Genomic DNA, 18,530 nt, shown 5'->3' on the forward strand with positions numbered 1-18,530 from the left:
TACGGTGGTGACAGCAGGACCAGGTGTCAACGAGCAGGAGGACCGCATGACCTTTCCGCATGAAAACGAAGAGCCTGTCGGCGAAACCGACGAGACAGCCGAGCAGAAGAAGACGTACGAAGCAGGCGAAGAAGGCACCGGGGAAGAACGCGACCATGCTCTCGGTGGCAGTGACGGCACGTCCGACGGTCAGTGAGATCGAAGCGTTGATGGAGCCTGCAACCACGGCATAGGGTTCGAGACGAGCCGGGAACTTCCAGCGATGGCGCTGGCCTTGATCATCCGGTTCACCGGACCGAGGATGTGAGATGAACACCGACGCCAGCAACGCACCGGCCATCGTCGTGGGGATCGATGGTTCCGAGGCCGCACTCGGCGCCGCCCGATGGGCGGCGGACTTTGCCGCAGCAAGCCATTCAGCCTTGTCCCTGTTCCACGCCATACCTCGGATCGACTGGTACTTCGCCAACGCGATGGTGTTCACGCCCGAGGCGTTGGCCGCCGAACTCGCCGAGGAAGGCCGCAAGAAGATCGACGAGGCGGAATCCGCCATCCGGGCGGTGCATCCCGATCTGTCCATCGAGCGGCACATCGTGAACGAGGCCGTTGGCCCGGCGTTCGAAAAGATCTCGGCCACTGCGAGATTGGTGGTCATTGGATCTCACTGGACCAGCGCGGCAAGCGATCTCATCCTCGGCGGCCATGTGATCCGGATCGTCAACAACTCGCGCTGCCCGGTCCTGGTGTGGCGCAGGACGGCCTGCCCCGACACCGACGAGACGCTACCCGTTGTTGTCGGAGTGGATGAGTCGGAGAACTCGACGCGCGCGCTGGAATCGGCGTTCGAACTCGCCGACACGCTGCGCGCACCAGTGACGGTTGCACACATGTGGGAGACCGGCGCCGCGGTCGGGCTCGGCTACGGCGAGGGGCCGGTCGACTGGAACCTGCTGCACCTCCTGCAATCCAACCAGGAACAGAAGTTGGACGAACTGGTGGCACCGCTGCGTGCACGGTTCCCGGGTGCACACGTCAACAAGGTGTACACCGACACCGGTCCGGCCAAGGGACTCAAGGAACTGTCACAGTCCGCACAGCTGGTGGTTGTGGGGAGCCGTGGGCACGGCAAGTTGGCCGGAGCCGTTCTGGGTTCGGTCAGCCAGAGCCTCATCCACCATGCTGATTGCTCGGTGCTCGTGGTGCACTGACGTATGGCACGGCTGTTGTGAACAGATCTAAGAAGACGTTCTGCCTTACACCCACGAACAGGATCGGCACACTACGCCCTATACGCGTAGATTGTCGTGTTTTTAGGACTTCTAATCAGTTCGTAACGATCTCATACCCGGAGTACGATCTACAGTTATCGGCCTAAGTGGACGGCACTCGTATGGAGACGACGCCACTCCGCCGCTCAGGGAATGTACTTCGTATCCCTACACGGACAGCTGGCCATTGCCCAGTGTCGTGGCTCGACATCTGCAAACAATTCGCACGTCACCACGGCCCTTTTTTTGCTGGGTCCAAAGGGAAGACAGTCATATGAATACACGTATAAAAGGCGCCATAGCAGCAGCCGCAGCAGCCGTCCTGTGCCTCGGGGGCCTCGGTACTCTCGCCTACTGGAATGATGATGAGTCGACCAACGGCGGCATCGTCTCCTCAGGTGAACTCTCACTCGATCCACCCACGAATGTCTCGTGGTTCGACGTGACAGGCGGAGGCGAGGAGGCCATCGCTGACATCGAAGCCTTCCTGATCGTTCCAGGCGATGAAATCGAGTATCGCGCATCGGTGGTGGTCAATGCAGCTGGCGACAATCTGGCCGCAGAGCTCAACGCAGATGGCTCAACGATCACAGGAGACGCCTCACTGCTGGAGAATCTCGATACGTCGCTGGTGGCATTCATCGGCGTCGCGCCGGGCACTCCGGTCACCGGGGACTATCCGATCACAGCGGCCAATGATGGCGACACCGTCAACGTGGTAGTCACGCTCTCGTTCGATTCGGTCACGACAACGGATCTCGAGGCACAGAACGAGTCCGTGAACCTCTCGGATCTGACGGTGACTCTGCAACAGGTCCAAGAGGCCTGAATCGGCCGGACCGACTGACAGCGCGGAGGCCCTGACATGACCAAATTGGTTGTCGCGCTGATCGCAGCAGCGTCGGCTCTCGTACTCGCCACCTTGGCGACGTACGAGACCGGCGCCCTGTGGAGCGATCATGAGGCAAACGGCGCAACGACAGTCACGTCGGGTACCCTGATTCTCACCGCCGATGGCGTCAAGTCGGTGACGCTGAGCGGATTCTCCAGTACCGCACTCAAACCCGGAGACATCCGGCAGAAATCCTTTCTGCTCAGGAACGCCGGAACCACCCCGCTGACTTACCGCTTGGCGTCAGCAGTCGTTACCGGCAGTCCCACGGGCGGCATGACAGTCAGCGCATCACGAATGGCGTCAGGTTCGGTGGCCGCCGACTGTGACGCCACCATCGCCTTGCCTGGCACCGCACTTCCGGTCAACACCACACCGGCCATCGCGCTTGCACCAGCAACGTCGACACGCATCTGCTTACACGCACTCATCACAAACTTGGCTACCTCAGGAGCAACGTACACAGCTACGTTCACCTTCACCGCCGCGCAGGCCTAGTGCTAGATACCTCAAGAAGCAGGTCAGGACAATGACGCAAACATCCACTCAGGCAACATCGTTGCCGGCCAGACGCACTGGTCCCCTGTGGTGGATTCAGCAGATCGTGACGTGGCTACTGCTGATCGCCACCCTGGTCGTGCTTCTCGCCGTGGTTGTCGTGCCTCGCGTTTCCGGGGCCACGCCATACACCGTCCTCACCGGCTCGATGCAACCTACTTATCCGCCGGGCACGTTGATCGTCGTCAAAGAGGTTCCCACCGATGAACTCGCCGTCGGCACCGTGGTGACCTACCAGCTCGAAACCGGCAAAGCCGCTGTGGTCACTCACCGGATCGTGGCCGTGAACCGGAACACCCGGGGCGAGACCCTCTTCACCACCCAAGGCGATGCAAACGGCGCTCCGGACATCAAACAAGTACAACCTCAGCAGATCCGCGGAAAACTCTGGTACAGCGTCCCTTATCTCGGTCGCGCAAGTTCGATGATCTCTGGTAGCCAGCACATGATTCTACTGGTTGCAGCGGTGAGCATGTTGCTCCTTTACTCCGTTGTCATGTTCTACAAGGGCCACCGCGAGTCACGACGCGAACGGCAGCAATCATGATGCAGGCGCGGGTGGCCCTGCGCATGCTGTGGAAGGCGTGTGCCAGCACGAAGATTCGCGCCATCCTCTCCCTCGGGATGGCCTTGGGTCTGGGAGCGGTGGGCACCCTCGCCGCTTGGAGCGACACCGCCTCAGCAACCTCCGGCGCGTTCACCATCGGTTCGGTAGACATGAAAGTCAATGGAGCGGATTCCTACGCCTTCACAACGTTGGGGATGACCGGCATGACCCCCGGTTCCAGCAAAGCGGCGATGCTCACAGTAAGCAACACCGGATCACTGGCGGTGACCTACCTGGCCAAGGCGTCATCACCTGGCATTCTGGCCCCCTATCTACGGGTGTTCGTGCACGCGGGGGGTTCCGCGACCAACACGACGACCACGGGGACCTGCTCCTCCACCACCGTTGTCGGCACGACAGTCACACCGACGACCTCGCCCGGTGCCACCGTCTTCTCCGCCAGACCACTCGCGGGTACACCGGCCGGTGGCACCGTTGCCACCGACAGCCTTTGCGTTCTGGTCAGCCTGGTCAACACCACGCCGATCACTATGGAGAACAAATCTAGCGTCCTGACGTTGGCCTTCACCGGAACGGCGGCCTGACATGGCAACCCGCCATTCCGCGGCCCGTCGGCACACACGAATCCTTCCCGAGGTGGCGCTGACGGTCGGGGCCGTCGCCGGGCTGATGTGCATCATCGCGGCGGTCCTTGCGCTCACCTTGGGTATCCGCCCATTGATCGTGCGTTCCGGGTCGATGGAACCGGCGATGCCGGTCGGATCACTCGTCCTGGCGAAGGAAGTCGACGCGTCCGCTCTCGATTCGGGTGACATCGTCAGTGTGAAACGGGCGGACGGCTCACTGCTGACCCACCGCCTCGTCGCCATCGATTCCTTGACGCAGGGAACGGCCACGTTCCGAATGAAGGGTGATGCGAACGCCTCTGAAGATCCGGCGCCGTACGTCACCTCCTCTGCTGATCGCGTGTTCTTCACCATCCCTGCCGCGGGTTACGTCGTTTCGTGGCTGGGTACGCCTCCCGCCTGGGGATTGATCGCCCTGACGTCAGCAGGCTTGCTGTTCCTGGCTTTTCGGCCGCAACGCGACGGCGATCATCAAAACCACGCCAGCAGCGGACACAGCCGGAATGGGAGTGGCCGGGTCGGTACCGCGGCAGCATCCCTGGTCATTGCGACCACCGTCGTCACTGCCGGAGTTCAGATCGCCGACACCACAGCCCTGTTTGCTGACACCGCGACCACAACAAGCACATTCACCACAGCCCTCTACGGCAACTTCGCGGTTGTTCCGTCAAACCTGAACTGCGTCGATGATCAGGCCGCACCACGAACTGCCCGGCTCTATTGGACCGCGGCACCGAGTGGCTACTACTACCGCATCGACATTTTCAACGGGACCACCTACGTCGGCTCGCATGTAATCCCCGAAGGCACCACCAGCTATCACCCGACGGCAGGCGCCGCTCCGGCACCAGGCAGCGGCACACGGACCTACACCGCACGGCTCCATACCGTCTACGGGGCAACAGGTTCCACGTCGACGGCCTACTCAACCCACAACTTCACGTCTACCTACGTCAATTTTCTGACAACTATCCAGTGTGCTGCAGGCCAGACGGCGGCCCGAATGGCGGCGCCCGCAACCACCAGCAGCACCAGCACCGCTCCGCCAGCGACGACGACCACAGCGCCCACAACTACGCCGCCGACCACGTCCACAACGACACCGCCAGCCACCACAACGACGACCACAACTACGGCGCCGCCCGCGACGACCCCAACCACAACCCCGCCGGCGACGACGACGACCACAACAACTCCGCCGCCAACCACAGCCTTGCCTGCGGGGGGTGTCACCTCACCGAGCGGGGCCTACACCGCCTACGCGGACGCATCGAATCTGACGATCCGCGATTCAGGAGCATCGGTCGTCTACACAGACAGCATTGTTGCCGGGTCAAATCTGCACTGGCAGTCAGGAACCGACACTCTCTGGGTCATCCACGACGGCCAGGCCGACAAAGTGTCGCAATCAGGCGGAGTGTGGTCGACGACCGCCGTCCCGAACTCCGATCTGCCTCCAGAGATCGCCGCTCTGGTCTGAACTCCGTGGTCACGGGGAGCGACGATCATGGTTCCGATGCCCTCCTGTCTGTCACACAGACGCGGTACTGTCCGATCGTGGACTACACCGATGCACTCGTAGAACAGAACCGGCTCTTCGGCGAGGCGATCCGGGACGCCGACTTCACGCAGCCAGTCCCCACCTGCCCCGAGTGGACGATCCAGCAACTCTTCCGGCACGTCGGACGTGGCGATCGCTGGGCCGCGCAGATCGTGGGCGAGCAACGTGATAGCCCGGCCGACCCGCGCCAGGTGCCGAACGGCAAGCCACCGGAGGACCTCGACGGTGCCATCGAGTGGTTCAACGACGGTGTGCAGACACTCCTCGCCGCAGTCGCGCAGACCGGTGCCGACACCCCGGTGTGGACGTTCACCGGACCCCAGCCGGCCGCCTGGTGGATTCGACGACGGTTGCACGAGACCACCGTGCACCGCGCGGATGCTCAACTGGCGCTTGACGTTCCGTTCGATCTCGTCGCTGATCTCGCTGCCGACGGAATTTCCGAATGGCTGGGTCTCATGGCGGCGCGGCCGGCAGGCGCGACGGCTCCCCTCGACAACGGGGCAACCCTGCATCTACACGCATCCGAGACGGATCTCGGTCCTGACGGCGAATGGTTCATCCGCGGACAGCAAGGAGTGGTGGTGTGGGACCACAGCCACGCAAAAGCAGATGCTGCCGTACGAGGGCCGTCATCGGGCCTGCTGCTGGCGATCAGCCGACGCAAATCGGCGGAGGAAGCTGGCCTGGAGATCCTAGGTGATCGTCAGGTGTGGGACACCTGGCTGGAACGTACCCAGTTCTGACCGGCAGTTCTGAGTCAGCCGATCATCAAGGCAGTGTCCAGAACACCACGGTGACAAGGTAGAACACCACGGTCCACAGAGCCATCACCGCGAGGATCACTGCGAACCCCCGCAAGTTCGTTTGCCTCTTGGGGGTGCTCGGTGACGGGTACAGCCAGTGACCAAGGATCTTGTTGACGTAGTACGGCATCGTGAAGAACGTCATCACAAAGCTCGACAGCAGGTTGCCGATCAGCAACCCGAGCCAGAGCGGCATGCCCAAAGGTGAAAGGGCAAGCGAGAGCAGCACAACGGTGGGATAGAGACCCACCCAGACGGCGGTGGACATCTTCGTGTCCGACGGTATCGGCGCACGGTGACCGTCTTGGTCGAACGCGAACCAGCTACCGAATGAGTTGTCGATCGTGCGCAACTCGAACTCGTTGAACTTCTTGCCCTCGTCCAGCAGTACCTGCCGCTCACGTGAGGTGAGCCATGCATCCAGGTCGGCGGCACTGTCGAAGCGGTACAACGCCGTCCACTCGTTCTGCAGGCCCTCGATGGGCCGGAACAGTTCAGTCCCGCGAAACCCCTTGAACCCGGTCTCGGCCTCGCGCATGCGGCCCTGCCATTCGAGGAAGTCGTCGATGTGTTCCGGTGAGACCCGGTGTGTCACCACCACGGTGACAAGCGGATCCACCGGGGCCGCGCCACCGGTGATGACCTGTTGCGTCGCGGGGCCGTCGAAGTACTTTCGGCCCTTGTCGAGATGTTCTTGCCGTGTGGCGCTGTTGATCCAGGCCTGCACGTGAGCCACCGAATCGAAGCGATACACCACCACCCAGTCGGGCTGCACGTCCGTCGGCTGCGCGGTCTCCGCGGCGATGAACCCCGGATAGCGGGCCGCCGCAGCATTCATGTCGTCTTGCCAGATGGCAAATGCACGCTCAGTTCCTGGGCGGACCTTTTGGCCGATGATCACCGTTGCGGCATTGTTTGTGGTCGTTGCTTCGGCGGTCATCGCCGGCTCCTACTCGTCGTCACGCGGTGGAATCACGGGCAGGCCGGCTTGGGCCACACCTCGACGTGACTCGAAGCGCGTCGTTTCGACTTCCTGGCGGAATCGTACGTGAGACGGCTGCGTTTCACCGGCCGTGTGCAGAAATCGCTCATCGGCACGACCTCGGCGCAACCGAGGGAGGTAGCAACCGCGTGTCACGAAAACCCGGTCGCGCGAGCACCATTGACGCCTCAGACGCTGAAGGCGGCCGGAAATCGTCGACGAAGTGCATCGATCTGTCGACGGACCTCGTACAACTCGAACCGTTTGCGCGAGTGCATCTCCGCTGACACCTTGTTGTTGGTCAGCTCTTCTTCGATCTGCGTTGCCCACAACTCGAGCTGGGCGGCGAAATACGTTGCCTGCGCCTCGTTCGAGTCCTGCTCCCACTGCCCGGAGGTCATGGCGCAAAATTGTAGCCGCTCTATAGTTCCTGTCCGATCCAGATGGAGCCCAGTTCACACCGGCGCAGTCATGCGAGGCGGCGGGTGCACACCTGACGGATCGCGGCGACGACAGACTGGTCGTGACTACCGGCCTGATCGGTGTCGAGCACATCGGTGAGGCGCTCGAAGTAGTCCCGCTCCCCGATGCCGAACTCCACCAGGATGTCGTCGGCCGACCCTCCGCCGTACGGGTACCACCGCCGGGCGAAGTCGAGCATTCGCTCCACCTCGTCCGGCGGGATGTTGCTCCGAGTGGTCATGGTCCAATTATCGATCCTGCGACTGAACTTCGCATCCGACAAAGGGCCGGATCAGCCGTCTGAGAAGATCGTGCGGACCAGAAAGCGAGGGGCAGTGCGACATCGACTGTCGACGTTGATCGAGGTCCTCGACCGCCGGCAAGTGATCGTCTACGTGGCGGCCATCGGTGCCGGCATCGTTCTCGGCCTTGTCGCACCGGGCGCCGGCGAGTCGCTGGACTGGGCCATCAACCCGGCTCTCGGCGCGCTCCTTTACGTGACGTTTCTGCAGATCCCCACCCGTGACCTCGCCCGGTCGCTGCGAGACCGCCGGTTCCTGGTCGCTGTCGCAGTACTCAACTTCGCCATCGTCCCGTTGGTGGTCGCGGCGATGTTCGTGTTCTTGCCGGACGACCAGGCAATTCGGTTCGGTGTGCTGCTCGTGCTGCTCAGTCCCTGTATCGATTACGTGATCGTCTTCTCCGGGCTCGCTGGGGGCAGCGCTCATCGGTTGCTGGCCGCGACGCCGCTTCTGCTCCTGGCGCAGATGCTGTCGTTACCGGTCTACCTCGCCGTGTTCCTCGGGTCGGACCTCGCCCAGATCATCGCGGTGCGACCTCTCGTCGAGGCTTTTGTGATCCTCATCGTGGTGCCACTGCTGCTCGCGTGGGCCACCCAGACGCTGGCGGTGCGTTTCCCGATCGCGCGTCGGGTGAGTTCATGTGCAACAGCCGCGATGGTGCCGCTGATGGTCATCGTGCTGTTCGTGGTTGTCGCGTCGCAGATACCGAAGGTGTCCGGCAGTCTCGGTGACGTCGTCGCGGTTGTGCCGTTCTACGTTCTCTTCCTGGTCGTGATGGCTTTTGTGGGTCGCTGGGTGGCCTCGAGGTTCGCGTTCGACAATCCCGGTCGCCGCGCGCTGGTCTTCAGCGGTGCCACCCGCAACTCACTCGTGGTGCTCCCGCTGGCCCTCGCCCTACCGGCGGGCTACGAGCTGGCAGCGGCCGTGGTGGTGACACAGACCCTCGTCGAGGGGGTCGGCATGGTCGTCTACGTCCGGGTGATTCCGTACCTGCTCCCTTCCCGTTGACATCGTCTGCGCAATTGTCCGAAACGTTCACGATGCCGTGGCCTCCCTGACCTAGCGTGAGAAGGGTGCAACTCGACCAGCAGATCCACTTCCTGACCTTCGCCACCGCCGACCTCGACGCCGCACGGCAGTTCTATGTGCACGCTCTCGCATGGAAGCCGCTGATGGACGTGGAGAACGAGATCATCTTCTTCCAGATCGCGCCCGGCGTTGTGCTCGGGTTCTTCGACGCCGGCAAGTTCGCCGAGGACGTCGGCGTGGCCGGTGCCCCACCGATATCCGGTGCGACAGTTGCCCACAACGTCGACAGTCGGGATGCTGTCCGGGCGGTCGCCGACGCCATGGTCACGGCCGGCGCGACGCTGCTCAAACCACCGCAGCCGGGCGCTTTCGGTGGCATCTTCCACGCACAGGTCCGTGATCCCAACGGCCTCATCTGGGAGATCGCGCACAACCCCGGCTGGCACGTCGAGGCCGACGGAACGGTGGTCCTCGCCTGACTCGGTCCTGGAGAATGCTTTTCGCTCGGCAACAGCAGGTGGCGACGTACGGTGGGGTCAGCACGCGCCCATCACCAGCGAGGATCGATGACCTTTCCATTCGAAGACGAGGAACCTATCGGCGAGACCGATGAACTCCTGAGACAAGCCGCCGTCTACGAGGCGGGCGAGCACGGACACGAGATCAACCGCGGTCACGCCCTGGGTGGGACCGAGGGTTCCACGGACGGGCAGTAATTCACGTGGTCACCGACATCGGCGGCCGCCGTCTGACCTTCGCCGAGGAGTTCGACAACCCCGATCTCGACCCGGCAGTGTGGTTGCCGCACTACTTGCCTGCATGGAGTTCGCGAGCGCTCACCGCGGCTACCTACTCGATCTCCGACTCGTGTCTGCATCTGTCCATCCCACCGGAACAGCCGTTGTGGCTGGCGGGCGAGCACTCCCCGCTACGGGTCTCCGGCATCCAGTCGGGCAACGGATCCGGAGCTGTCGGCAGCACCCTGGGACAGCAACCGCCTTTCGACGGGGCCGTGGTGCGAGAGCATCAACCGGAGTTTCGCGGCTGGACGCCGGCGGGCGGCTACCTGGAAATCCGGATGCGTGCCACCGTCTCGCCCAGATCCATGTTCGCCTGGTGGATGGTGGGCCTCGAAGACGCTCCCGAGCGCAGCGCCGAGATCTGCGTGGCCGAGATCTTCGGCGAGACCATCACCTCGTCGCCCTCCGCCGCGGTGGGTACCGGTCTGCATCCGTTTCGCGATCCGTCGGTGGTCGACGACTTCGCGACGACGGTGCTGCCCATCGACGTGGGCGACTTCCATGACTACGCGGTCGAATGGACCACCGATGCAGTCGAGTTCTACGTCGACGGCACGTTTGTCCGGCGATGCCTCAATCCCCCGACCTATCCCATGCAGATGATGCTGGCCGTCTTCGACTTCCCGGAGCGGTCCAACGGCGCCGACGATGACCTGGTGCCAGAAATGGTGATTGATCATCTTCGCGGCTACGCCTGACCGGGCGGTCAACCGCCGAACAGCAGATACAGACCGAGGAAGGTGTACGCAACCATCGTCAGCAACAGCGCCAACTGCCCGGTGCGCTGGTGACGTGCCGGAAGAAGTCGCAACGACGCATCGTGCGCGGCTATGACTGCGGCGATGTGACCGGCGAGGACAAACCCAACCTTGAGCGTGGCCGCCACGGTCGGGTGTTGTGAGAGAACATAACCGGGGTGGGCGTCCTGGAGCCACAGCACATTCCACCCTCGGCCGAGCGGATCGCCGAGAGCCAGGAACGTCTCCTGCCCCTTCTCCACCAGATATTGCAGATAGTGGGCCAGCACGTACCCGATCACGATCGGGATCAGCGTGTGTGCGAGTTGACCCGGAAGTGCTTGCCGCTGCGCCGAACTCACGCCACCGGTCGCCCGGGTGGCGAGCGTGAAGGTTCCGAACACCACCGCGATGAAAACGACAAGGGCAAGGGTGTGCGCCGCCGAGGAGCCCACATCTCCGCCGCCGATCGACTCCACATAGTCCTTCCACTGGGGAAAGTCGGAGAAGCTGTCGAAAGCGGTGGAGCCGAGCAGCACCGACAGCAGAACCACCGTGCCGGGCAGAATCGGAAGCGTGGTCAGGTGATTCATCGGGTTCCCGACGATGATCCGCCCAGTTGCCCGGTCACGGCCGAATACCGAAAGACGGGAAGCGACAACGCTGTAGACGTCGAACGGGTCGGACCTGGTGAGCCAGCGGTCTCCCCAGACGGCAGCGCCTGCGACCATGAGCACCACGTAGCAGAGCAGCCAGATCCGGATTGCCGGGACCGAATCCGGCTCAGGTGAGGCGAGTTCGAGCCAGACGAAAGCGAACAAACCAATGGATGCGGGCCAGTAGCCCCACGTCGTCGGGTAGACGCGCGTGCGGTCGGAACGCGATCGGCCGACAACTCGGCTATCGAATCGATAGACGGTGCGGATCGGCGAGATGACCCGCCACACCGGGCCGACCAACACGGACAGAACAACAAGCCCCACCCAGAGAAGAACGTAAAAGCTTCCCGCGAAAGGGTTGTCGTCCGAATTCGGGCCGAATACCCCGGCCATCATCACCCACACCGCAAACACCAGAGCCATCACCGACGCCAGGGTGCGCGTCACCCGAGAATCGACGAAGCGATCAACCCACAGCGGTGCCGGCCGCCCAGGTTTGTCCGGACCGAACCTCGGTGTACGCCATGCGAAAACAACCACTGCGAACGAGAACGTCAGCGCCCATGCCCCACCGATGAGCACAGATGTGTACGGGATGGGCAGGTCCTCGGATCCGCCCAGGCCATGCGCAACGATCATCCGCGTGTGTCTCCGGCGTTTCCGTCGCCGCGAACGTATTCGTCGCCGTCGTGCTCGGTGGAGTCGCGTTCGACGTCGCCATCGAGACCGGAGCCATCATCGTCGCCGCGCCGTCGATCCCTGACGGCGATGACAACGATCACGATCACCAGAATGAGCGCCGGAAAGAACGCCGGCGCGGCCAACAGCAGCGAGTGGCCGGCCAGATACTGGACGTTGTTGTCGCCCATCAGGTCTGCGGTTGCACTGTCGGTCGCGTGTCCGTACGGGCCCCGGTCTCCTGCTGCCTGTTGTTGATCCGGCCGGCACCCCACGACAGCGCTGCGATCAAGATCAACGAGCACGCCAACACCACCAGGCCGGCGACCGTGAACAGCCAGCTCGGGTAGTCGAAGCTGCGCTCTCGCTGCAAGATCTTGATCTCGGGCATGAACTCACGTGTCATCGTCGATTCCGCAGCCACCTCAGGGGCGCTGATGCCCGGGTCGGCGGGCAAGAAGATCGGCACGGCGGTCATCGTCGTGCCATCCTGCACGCGCAGAAGCGTTTTCCACGTCCCCGACACCGGCACCGGCTCGGTGGACCGGTAGATGCCGGCACCGACGCGTTCGAGCGGATCGATGAAAAGACCGCGGTCGTTCTCGATGCCGCCCTGCCACGAGAGGATCGACACCCATTCGGGGTCGTCACTGACCAGCCCAGGCGGGTCGATTGTCACCTCGGCCGTCACCATGCGACCGCCATTGCTCGGCACATCGGTGAGTGTGATTGTGGCGCTGGCATTCTCAGGCACCTCGGTGCGCAACCCGTTGGCTACGGCCCCTCCGACGATCAGGACCGTGAGCACCACTGCCACAGCACTGAGGCGGGGACGCGGCAGCGGCTCGCCTCGCAAGACGACGGCCAACAGAGCGCCGCACACACCGGTGGCGATGCTGACCGGGATCGCCATGGCCAGGGCTTCTGCCCACATCCCGGTCGGCCACGGGTAGTGGTACACCGCATCGATCCACCACGACTCGATCCACAGACCGAGGGTGGCCACGCCGAGTCCGGAGACAGCCCCGAACAACACCGGTCGTCTCACCAAGGGCGTTAGGGCCAGCAGTTCGACCACCACGGCCGGGCCGAGGTACAGCGCGAAGAAGTTGATCGGTGCTCCGAGTGCGGGACCGACGACCAGTGCAACGATCCCTCTGATGGCAATTGCGAAAAGGGCTGCGGCGATGGCTGATCCGGGTCCGAGCGTCATGCGGACCGCGACCAGGGCAAACGCTGCCGCGCCGGCGATCATCATGGGCTGCAGGTCAAGCCGGAACTGCTCGACACCGAAGTCGTACTCGATCTGGAAGACCGACAGGCCGATGACAAGTCCGCCGAACGCCATGCACCGAGTGAGCCAGTTGCCCCACCCGTCGGCCGGCGCATTCTCGCCCATCGCGGCGCGGCCCTCACGGTCGAGCAACACCACTGCGATCAGCGACAACCCCGCGCCACCGATCAACATCAGGTGGGTGGGGCCCCACAGGGTGACGTCTTGGCCGAACATGCGGTGCCAGATGTCGTCGAGGGGGAAACCGACCAGGGCGTAGAAGCCACAGCCGGCCAGCAAGATGCCACCGACGGGTGCGTACCAGGTGCGGGTGATCCGAACGGCTGCCGGACCGGGCTTGTCGTACGGCAGGAAGACGGCCAGCATCCCCGCGATGAAGAGGAGGAACAGGCCGACGAGGATGAAGTAGTGAGCAGGGTTTGCCAGCGGACCCTCGTCGCGACCCTTGCCGATATGCAGACTGACGTCCCAGATGAACCCGAACAGGGCGCAGATGATGGTGCTGGTGAACAGGAATACGGGTAGCGCAGCCCATGGCGGGCGGTTCAGGCGGCGACCGGCCCACTCGGCTACAGATGCAAGCCAGGTGATCTTCCGGGTTCGGTGGAGATAGCCAACCCAGAGCAGCATCACCGAGACCACCCCGGCAGCCGCGCTCACGGCGAAGACCTGATCCAGTGCCGCTCCGCCACCTTCGGACGCCGCCAGCACGTTCTCACCTTGTGTCAACATCGACTCCCCGCCACCTCACACCACACTGGGCCGAATCCACTCGACTGGAGATTCTCAGTAAAATACAGTAAACGAACGTGCACCCACAAGGGGACGAAACTACCGCTGCCTGCAAAAATGCGAAGGCTGTGTGGATTGATTTCAGTGCACAGCCGTACACTGGAGGTAGACGAGGCCGTCGGGCTCCGCCGTCTGTAACCGTGCGTTCACCTGACTTTGTACGTTACAACGCCGGGTGTCAAGATCCATTGGGTCTCGAAGTCAGATCACCAAGCCATCCAGGTGGATCGGCGAACGGCCCGGGACAACCTCAGAGGGCCGAGACGAGCCTGGCCACGATGGATTCAGCCGTACCGGAGGTGGCGTTACGAAAGTCCGTACCGGCCCAGAGGTTCGTCGAGTGCGGATCACCCGCAGCGACCGCAGCCTTCCGCAGGGGCCCGGTCAGATGGTGGATCTGCGGGTAGGCGAACGGCGCGGAAGGGTCGTGTTCTTGCATGAACCGGTTGTAAAGACCCCTCGCGTGACGGCCCGAGAACGCTCGTGTGACTCCCGTCGTCGTGAACTCGGAATCCACCAGGGCGGCGCGGTGCACGGCATTGGTCCCCGCCTCGTCGGCGAGCAGGAACGCCGTGCCCACCTGGACCGCCCGTGCGCCCAGGGCGAGTACCCGGCTCACTTCCTCAGGAGTCGTGATGCCTCCGGTCGCGACCACATCGACTCCCCGTCCGACCACGTCGGCGAGGAGCTCGTCGAGGCTGCCCGGTGCGGGTTCAGCGGTGGGGTCGAAGGTCCCGCGATGCCCACCGGCGCCTGGGCCCTGCGCCACCAGCGCGTCGACTCCGCGGCCGAGTGCGATGTCCGCCTCGGTCGACGTGGTCACGGTGCCGAGCGTGAAGATGCCCGCATCGGTGAGTCGGCGGATCTCGTCGGCCGTGGCGCATCCGAAGGTGAAGGACACCGCGTCGGGCTTGAGGTCGAGCAACACCTCGAGCTTCTCCGCCCAGGCGTCGTCGTCGTATCGCGGCTCACCGAGCGAAGCACCGAACTTGTCTGCCAGTGGCGCGAGTTCTGCTGCGTAGGCCTCGATCTGCGCCGGATCACCAGCATTTGGTTGCGGGACAAAGAGATTGACGCCCAAGCGCCCCGACGTCAGAGACCTCGCCTCCTCGATGTCCGCGGCCAGCTTCTCGCCGTTCAACAGGGCTCCGGCCAGAAAGCCCATACCGCCGGCATTTGTCACCGCAGCCGCAAGCGCCGGCGTACTGGGCCCACCGGCCATCGGAGCGCCGATCACGGGGGCGTCCAGGTCACGAAGGTCGAAGGTGGGCACGTGCTACCTCCCGGGGATCTGAGCCTGCGGTCACCGGCTCGGGTGTGCGGCAGTCGGGCTGCTGCATTCGGTCTCGACGCGACGGTAGCCTCTTCGCCATGGCCGACGACATCGACATGGCGACTCCGATCGAGATCTCGACGGACGGAGCATGCCTCGGCAATCCCGGGCCGGGCGGGTGGGGCGCGGTGCTGCGGTACAAGAACCACGAGAAACAGTTGTCGGGCGCCGATCCTGCGACCACGAACAACAAGATGGAATTGACCGGGGCCATCAAAGGACTCGAGGCACTCAAGAAGCCCTCGAAGGTCATCCTCTATACCGACAGCACCTACGTCCGCAACGGGATCATGAAGTGGGTGACCGGGTGGCAGAACAACGGCTGGCTCACCAAGGACAAGAAGCCGGTCAAGAACAGCGATCTCTGGCGTGAGCTGATCGAGCAGTGCGCTCGCCATGATGTGGAGTGGCGCTGGGTAAAGGGTCACGCCGGCGACCACTACAACGAAATCGCCGACCAACTCGCCACCACCGCTGCGAGGGCATTGCGCGACGGCGGACGGACGGGCCAGGTGGCCGGATGACCGCCCCCATCCCGGTGGCTCTGCTGCCGCACACAGATCCACACCTGTCCGAGGCCATAACATCGGCAGGCGGCACTCTGGCCGACCTCGCGGACGCGCGCGCCCTTGTCTGGATCGGGAACGTCGACGGTTTCCCCGATCCGCTGCCCGAATCGATCGAATGGGTGCAGCTGCGGCTGGCAGGCATCGAGTCGTTCCTGCGCGCGGGATTGCTCGACGATCGGCGGATCTGGACCAACGCGTCGGGGTTCTACGCCGAGAACGTCGCCGAGCACGCTCTCGCGCTCTTGCTGGCGGGCCTTCGCCAGATCAACGTCGCGGTCCTGCGGCACTGGGATGAGAAGGCCATCGACCCGGCTGTGCGGTCGCTACACGGCTCCACGGTCGGGATCATCGGCGCCGGTGGCATCGCCAGGTCGCTGATACCCCGGTTGAAGGCCTGCGGAGCCCAGGCGATCGCGGTCAACAGATCCGGCCGGCCCGTCGAGGGCGCTTCGAAGACGCTGCCGGCGAGCAGGATCGACGAGGTCTGGGGTCTCATCGACCACGTGGTCCTCGCGGCTCCGGCCACCGACGAGACCAGGCACCTGATCAACGCCCGCACGCTCACTGCGCTGCCCAGGCATGCCTGGTTGATCAATGTGGCGCGCGGGCCGCTCGTCGATGAAGCTGCCCTGCGGGATGCACTGCTGGCTGGTGAAATCGCCGGCGCCGCGCTCGACGTCACCGACCCGGAGCCACCCGACGCCAACGATCCGCTGTGGGACCTCGAGAACGTGATCATCACCCCGCACGTGGCCAATCCGTCCGCGGGACTCACCCGCACCATGGCGCCATGGCTGGCCGAGAACCTACGGCGTTTCGCCGCAGGCGGCGACATGCTCGCGGTGGTACATCCCGATGCGAGCTATTGATTCTGCCGATGAGTGAGACGCGGCGGCCGGCCGACAAAGAATCTGCGGCACCGAAATGGTTGCGCGGCCTCATGAACATCGGGAGGCTGAAGGCGCGGCATGTTTTCGGTGTCGAGGGCTGAGCCTCAGCCTGATCACACTCCAACAGAATCGAGATTGGCATGAGCGACAACGTCTACCGGGTCACCGAAATTGTCGGTTCGTCGACCACCAGCTCAGACGATGCCATCAAGACCGCGCTGTCACGGGCTGCCCAGACACTGCACAACATCGACTGGTTCCAGGTGGTCGAGACGCGCGGCCATGTGGAGAACGGCGAGATCGCCCACTTCCAGGTGACGGTGAAAATCGGCTTCAAGCTCGAGGACTGACAAGCACGCCGGCGTCGGCGCGGCGTCCGGGTACGGTTTTCACAGGAGCCCAAACCGGACACGGCCGGCGTCGGCAAGGCGCGTTCACCCGGTACCTCCCCGACCGGAAGACGCGCATGACACACAGATTCAGCATCGCGCTGGCGGTGGCGGGTGCGCTGCTCGTCGCCGGGTGCGACAGCCCTGACAACGAACGATCCACTGATCCGGGTGCAACCTCGCAAGCGACCACCCCTGCCTCCTCTTCGGCAACTGTCGCTCCGGCCGGGGCGCCAACGGACCTGGTGACTGGGCTCGACGCGCCATGGTCGATCGTCTTCGCCGACGGTGCACCGCTCATCAGCGAACGCGACTCCGGCAACATCCTCGAAGTCGTCGGCGACCGCACCCGGGTGGTCGGCGCGGTGGCTGATGTCGCACCCGCAGGCGAGGGCGGGTTGCTCGGTCTCGCCGTGCGGGAGGAGTTCCTGTACGTCTACTTCACCAGCGACGACGGGGACAATCGTGTCGTGAGATACCGCCTGACCGGATCAACCGGAGGTCTCGGACTCGGCCCTGTCGAACCCATTCTTGCCGGCATCCCGGGCGGACGAACCCACAACGGCGGCCGTATCGCATTCGGTCCCGACGGCATGCTCTTCATCTCCACCGGCGACGCCCAGGACCGGCCGAAAGCGCAAGATCCCGCCAGTCTCTCCGGCAAGATCCTGCGGATCACCCCGGATGGAGACGTGCCCGCCGACAATCCGACAGCAGGCAGCCCGATGTGGTCGCTCGGACACCGCAACGTCCAGGGTCTGGCGTGGGCAGCCGACGGGACCATGTTCTCTTCCGAGTACGGCCAGGACACCTGGGATGAGCTCAATGTCATCGCGAAGGGCGGCAACTACGGCTGGCCCCGACTGGAGGGCAGAGGCGAGCAATTCGACAGCATCTACATCGACCCCGTCCAGCAATGGAATCCCGACGACGCCAGCCCCAGCGGCATGACCATCGCAGGCGACACCATCTACATCGCCAATCTACGAGGCGAGCGATTGCGTGCGGTACCCGTGGCCGCTCCCGAGACCGCACGCGATCTCTACGTCGGCGAGTTCGGTCGTCTGCGTGATGTCGCCGTGGCCCCCGATGGCTCGCTGTGGTTTCTCACCAACAACACCGACGGGCGGGGCGACGCACGTTCGGGCGATGACCGCATCAAACGCGTGCCGGCCCTCCCCAACTGACCACAAGACGCACCGATACGCGACGAATACCGTTGCGTCACAACATTTTCACCAACATCTCAATATCAGCCGCCAATCCCTTCCGGCGGCCGAGGGGCAGGCACGTCGGCACCGTTTCCGGTGATGTTTGGTTATCCTCGCTCACGGC

Annotated in this window: 23 protein-coding genes; 16 read left to right on the forward strand and 7 right to left on the reverse strand. The window is 63.8% G+C overall.

Going from position 1 to position 18,530, the window contains the following annotated elements; translation table 11 throughout:
* The first annotated feature begins 46 nt into the window (after positions 1-46).
* The 8 genes from ACVWY6_RS14425 (at position 47) to ACVWY6_RS14460 (ending at position 6,219) form a co-directional block, all read left to right on the forward strand.
* Positions 47-196 (forward strand): hypothetical protein, encoded by a 150-nt coding sequence (locus tag ACVWY6_RS14425; protein WP_457538916.1) that lies wholly within the window; start codon positions 47-49, stop codon positions 194-196.
* Between the two features lie 112 nt (positions 197-308).
* Complete coding sequence (locus ACVWY6_RS14430) at positions 309-1,208, forward strand: universal stress protein (RefSeq protein ID WP_457538918.1); 900 nt, start codon at positions 309-311, stop codon at positions 1,206-1,208.
* A 334-nt stretch (positions 1,209-1,542) separates the two neighbouring features.
* Positions 1,543-2,097 (forward strand): alternate-type signal peptide domain-containing protein, encoded by a 555-nt coding sequence (locus ACVWY6_RS14435; protein WP_457538919.1) that lies wholly within the window; start codon positions 1,543-1,545, stop codon positions 2,095-2,097.
* Between the two features lie 36 nt (positions 2,098-2,133).
* Positions 2,134-2,658, forward strand: a complete 525-nt coding sequence (locus tag ACVWY6_RS14440; RefSeq protein WP_457538920.1) for a hypothetical protein — start codon at positions 2,134-2,136, stop codon at positions 2,656-2,658.
* Between the two features lie 31 nt (positions 2,659-2,689).
* Positions 2,690-3,265 carry a signal peptidase I gene (locus tag ACVWY6_RS14445; protein ID WP_457538922.1) on the forward strand — a complete coding sequence of 192 codons (576 nt, stop codon included), beginning with the start codon at positions 2,690-2,692 and terminating at the stop codon, positions 3,263-3,265.
* The gene (locus ACVWY6_RS14450) at positions 3,262-3,870 is read left to right on the forward strand and encodes a SipW-dependent-type signal peptide-containing protein (RefSeq protein ID WP_457538924.1); all 609 of its coding nucleotides are present in this window, start codon (positions 3,262-3,264) and stop codon (positions 3,868-3,870) included. The genes ACVWY6_RS14445 and ACVWY6_RS14450 overlap by 4 nt, the downstream gene beginning before the upstream one ends.
* 1 nt (position 3,871) lies before the next feature.
* Complete coding sequence (locus ACVWY6_RS14455) at positions 3,872-5,392, forward strand: signal peptidase I (protein ID WP_457538925.1); 1,521 nt, start codon at positions 3,872-3,874, stop codon at positions 5,390-5,392.
* Between the two features lie 77 nt (positions 5,393-5,469).
* Positions 5,470-6,219, forward strand: coding sequence for a maleylpyruvate isomerase family mycothiol-dependent enzyme (locus ACVWY6_RS14460; RefSeq protein ID WP_457538927.1), 750 nt, complete (start codon positions 5,470-5,472; stop codon positions 6,217-6,219).
* A gap of 25 nt (positions 6,220-6,244) precedes the next feature.
* On the opposite strand, the gene ACVWY6_RS14465 is transcribed toward ACVWY6_RS14460, so the two are convergent.
* The 3 genes from ACVWY6_RS14465 to ACVWY6_RS14475 form a co-directional block, all read right to left on the reverse strand.
* On the reverse strand, positions 6,245-7,219 hold the full coding sequence (locus tag ACVWY6_RS14465) for an antibiotic biosynthesis monooxygenase (RefSeq protein ID WP_457538929.1): 975 nt from the start codon (positions 7,217-7,219) through the stop codon (positions 6,245-6,247).
* Between the two features lie 230 nt (positions 7,220-7,449).
* The gene (locus ACVWY6_RS14470; RefSeq protein WP_023954477.1) at positions 7,450-7,662 is read right to left on the reverse strand and encodes a hypothetical protein; all 213 of its coding nucleotides are present in this window, start codon (positions 7,660-7,662) and stop codon (positions 7,450-7,452) included.
* A 68-nt stretch (positions 7,663-7,730) separates the two neighbouring features.
* The gene (locus ACVWY6_RS14475; RefSeq protein ID WP_457538931.1) at positions 7,731-7,964 is read right to left on the reverse strand and encodes a DUF3263 domain-containing protein; all 234 of its coding nucleotides are present in this window, start codon (positions 7,962-7,964) and stop codon (positions 7,731-7,733) included.
* On the opposite strand from ACVWY6_RS14475, the gene ACVWY6_RS14480 reads away from it, so the two are divergent.
* The 4 genes from ACVWY6_RS14480 to ACVWY6_RS14495 all read left to right on the forward strand — a co-directional run bounded on the left by ACVWY6_RS14480 (position 7,963) and on the right by ACVWY6_RS14495 (position 10,552).
* Positions 7,963-9,033 carry an arsenic resistance protein gene (locus ACVWY6_RS14480; protein ID WP_457538933.1) on the forward strand — a complete coding sequence of 357 codons (1,071 nt, stop codon included), beginning with the start codon at positions 7,963-7,965 and terminating at the stop codon, positions 9,031-9,033. The two genes, ACVWY6_RS14475 and ACVWY6_RS14480, sit on opposite strands and share 2 nt — an antisense overlap.
* A 65-nt stretch (positions 9,034-9,098) precedes the next feature.
* Complete coding sequence (locus tag ACVWY6_RS14485) at positions 9,099-9,533, forward strand: VOC family protein (RefSeq protein WP_457538934.1); 435 nt, start codon at positions 9,099-9,101, stop codon at positions 9,531-9,533.
* 87 nt (positions 9,534-9,620) lie between these two features.
* Entirely contained in the window at positions 9,621-9,770 is a 150-nt protein-coding gene (locus ACVWY6_RS14490) for a hypothetical protein (protein ID WP_023954481.1), read from the forward strand.
* A gap of 5 nt (positions 9,771-9,775) precedes the next feature.
* A complete protein-coding gene (locus ACVWY6_RS14495) occupies positions 9,776-10,552 on the forward strand; it encodes a glycoside hydrolase family 16 protein (protein ID WP_457538936.1) in 777 nt (258 codons plus the stop codon).
* A gap of 8 nt (positions 10,553-10,560) precedes the next feature.
* On the opposite strand, the gene ACVWY6_RS14500 is transcribed toward ACVWY6_RS14495, so the two are convergent.
* The 4 genes from ACVWY6_RS14500 to ACVWY6_RS14515 all read right to left on the reverse strand — a co-directional run bounded on the left by ACVWY6_RS14500 (position 10,561) and on the right by ACVWY6_RS14515 (position 15,287).
* Complete coding sequence (locus tag ACVWY6_RS14500; protein ID WP_457538937.1) at positions 10,561-11,889, reverse strand: hypothetical protein; 1,329 nt, start codon at positions 11,887-11,889, stop codon at positions 10,561-10,563.
* Complete coding sequence (locus ACVWY6_RS14505; RefSeq protein WP_457538939.1) at positions 11,886-12,119, reverse strand: hypothetical protein; 234 nt, start codon at positions 12,117-12,119, stop codon at positions 11,886-11,888. The genes ACVWY6_RS14500 and ACVWY6_RS14505 overlap by 4 nt, the downstream gene beginning before the upstream one ends.
* Positions 12,119-13,954 carry a hypothetical protein gene (locus ACVWY6_RS14510; protein ID WP_457538940.1) on the reverse strand — a complete coding sequence of 612 codons (1,836 nt, stop codon included), beginning with the start codon at positions 13,952-13,954 and terminating at the stop codon, positions 12,119-12,121. The genes ACVWY6_RS14505 and ACVWY6_RS14510 overlap by 1 nt, the downstream gene beginning before the upstream one ends.
* A 310-nt stretch (positions 13,955-14,264) precedes the next feature.
* Positions 14,265-15,287, reverse strand: a complete 1,023-nt coding sequence (locus ACVWY6_RS14515) for a nitronate monooxygenase (protein WP_457538942.1) — start codon at positions 15,285-15,287, stop codon at positions 14,265-14,267.
* Between the two features lie 98 nt (positions 15,288-15,385).
* On the opposite strand from ACVWY6_RS14515, the gene rnhA reads away from it, so the two are divergent.
* The 4 genes from rnhA to ACVWY6_RS14535 all read left to right on the forward strand — a co-directional run bounded on the left by rnhA (position 15,386) and on the right by ACVWY6_RS14535 (position 18,382).
* The gene (rnhA, locus tag ACVWY6_RS14520) at positions 15,386-15,871 is read left to right on the forward strand and encodes a ribonuclease HI (RefSeq protein ID WP_457538944.1); all 486 of its coding nucleotides are present in this window, start codon (positions 15,386-15,388) and stop codon (positions 15,869-15,871) included.
* Positions 15,868-16,785: a D-isomer specific 2-hydroxyacid dehydrogenase family protein gene (locus ACVWY6_RS14525; protein ID WP_457538946.1), complete on the forward strand. Its 918-nt coding sequence runs from the start codon at positions 15,868-15,870 to the stop codon at positions 16,783-16,785. Before rnhA ends, ACVWY6_RS14525 begins: the two co-directional genes overlap by 4 nt.
* 161 nt (positions 16,786-16,946) lie before the next feature.
* Positions 16,947-17,156, forward strand: a complete 210-nt coding sequence (locus ACVWY6_RS14530; protein ID WP_023954488.1) for a dodecin — start codon at positions 16,947-16,949, stop codon at positions 17,154-17,156.
* A 116-nt stretch (positions 17,157-17,272) separates the two neighbouring features.
* The gene (locus ACVWY6_RS14535; protein ID WP_457538948.1) at positions 17,273-18,382 is read left to right on the forward strand and encodes a PQQ-dependent sugar dehydrogenase; all 1,110 of its coding nucleotides are present in this window, start codon (positions 17,273-17,275) and stop codon (positions 18,380-18,382) included.
* Positions 18,383-18,530 lie beyond the last annotated feature (148 nt).

The organism is Williamsia sp. R60 (genome assembly GCF_054063855.1).